This is a genomic window from Motilibacter deserti (genome assembly GCF_011250635.1).
Lineage (GTDB): Bacteria > Actinomycetota > Actinomycetes > Motilibacterales > Motilibacteraceae > Motilibacter_A > Motilibacter_A deserti.
Genome location: NZ_JAANNP010000214.1, coordinates 1 through 1,757 on the forward strand (window position 1 = coordinate 1; position 1,757 = coordinate 1,757).

The 1,757-nt window shown below is 75.6% G+C and carries 2 protein-coding genes; one reads left to right on the forward strand and one right to left on the reverse strand.

The features are described from left to right. Positions 1 to 220: 220 nt before the first annotated feature. Positions 221 to 1,204, forward strand: coding sequence for a glycosyltransferase family 2 protein (locus G9H71_RS22515; RefSeq protein WP_166284983.1), 984 nt, complete (start codon positions 221 to 223; stop codon positions 1,202 to 1,204). Here the strand turns inward: G9H71_RS22515 and G9H71_RS22520 are convergent. Further along, the coding region (locus tag G9H71_RS22520) for an O-antigen ligase family protein (protein WP_166284984.1) at positions 1,190 to 1,757 on the reverse strand (568 nt) is incomplete at its 5' end. The genes G9H71_RS22515 and G9H71_RS22520 overlap by 15 nt on opposite strands.

Sequence of the window (1,757 nt, forward strand, 5' to 3'; positions counted from 1 at the left end):
CGTCGATCACGACGTGCTGGACGTCCCGGTCGTCCTGCACGCGCAGGCTCTCCATCGTCCGGCGCAGCCCGGCGAGGTCGTTCCGGGTCACCGTGACGACGGTGACGCCCGGACGACCGGTCCCGTTCGCGGCTGGCAAGCGCGGTCTCCTTCGCTAGGGGTCCCGGGCACCGTACAGGCGAGGAGGGCCCGGGACAGGCCGCCACTATGCTCGGCCGCCATGCGTGGGTCGAAGGCGGGGAAGCGCGTTGGGGCCGGCACGGACGACGTGCGGCTGCCCCGCATCACGCTCGTCGTCCCGTCCTACAACCAGGCCGGCTACCTGCGGGCGGCGCTGGCGAGCATCGTCGACCAGGGCTACCCGGACCTCGAGCTGATCGTCATGGACGGCGGTTCCACCGACGGGTCCGTCGCGGTCGTCGAGGAGCACGCGGCGGCGATCTCCTACTGGCAGTCGCAGCCGGACGGCGGGCAGTCCGCCGCGCTCGCGGCCGGCTTCGCGCGGGCCACCGGCGAGGTCCTGGGGTGGCTCAACAGCGACGACCTGCTGCGGCCGGGCGCCCTGCAGGCCGTCGGCCGCGCGTTCGCGGACGACCCGGGGCTGCAGTGGGCGTACGGCGACTCGCTCCTGGTGGGGGCGGACGGCGAGGTCCTCGACGTGCAGCCGACCGTGCAGGTCTCCTCCGCCGAGCTCGCCAGCCTGCGGGTCTACCTGCCGCAGGAGAGCACGTTCTTCCGGCGCAGCCTCTACGAGCGCGTCGGCGGGGTGCGCACCGATCTGCACTTCGCCATGGACTACGACCTGTGGCTCCGCTTCGCCGAGGTCGCGCCTCCGCGCCACCTGCCCGTGGTCCTCGGCGCCTTCCGCCTGCTGCCGGGGCAGAAGTCCGCGGACGTCGCGGGCTACCAGGCCGAGGAGGACGCGGCGAAGGCGAGGTACGCCGGGCCCCGGGTCCCCGCGGACCAGCTCCGATCGGCTGCACGCCGGTTGCGCGCCCGGCAGATCGCGGCCCGGCTCCGGGCGCAAGGGCTCGCGGCGTCCTGGCGGCTCCCGGTCAAGGCCGTGGGCACGCTGACGGGCAGCCGGCCGCAGATCAACGCCTCGCGTCCGATGGCGGTCGGCGTCCTCGTGGCCTGGGGAGGGGGCGCGCTCGGCGTGCTCGCTGCGGCGGCCGCGGTGTTCCGCCGGTCACGCCGCCGCTGACGGCGGCGTCCGCTCGGCCTCCTCGTCTGCTGCCCGGCACGGGAGAAGTAGCGCCCCGACCGCCCAGAAGAACGGGACGGCGCCGAAGGGGGACTCCAGGATCACGCCGACCAGCGCGGGAACGAACAGGACCGTCGCGACCAGCGCGGGCAAGAGCGCCTCGATGCCGGGGTGGCGGCGCAGGCTGCGCCCCCCTCGCCAGGCGGCCGCGGCCAGCACCCACGCCAGCGCCGCGAGCCCGACCAGGCCCATCCGGGCGTACGTGTTGATGGGGTAGTCGTGCGGGGCCCGCACGTCGTCGTAGGTCGTCCCCTCGAGCTGGGCGGCGGCGCCGGACCGGGCGAGGAAGTCCGGGCCGAAGCCCGCCCCGGTGACGACGCGCCCGGGCTTCTCGTCCGTCCAGTCCAGGACCGCGTCCCAGGCCTGCCGGCGCGCGTCGACCGTGCCCGAGGCGGCGTTGCCGTCGAAGGCCGGGTCGCCGGTGAGCCGGGCGTACAGGTCTGTCCGGGGCACGACGACCGCGAGCGCGGCCACGACGACGACCGCGCCGGCC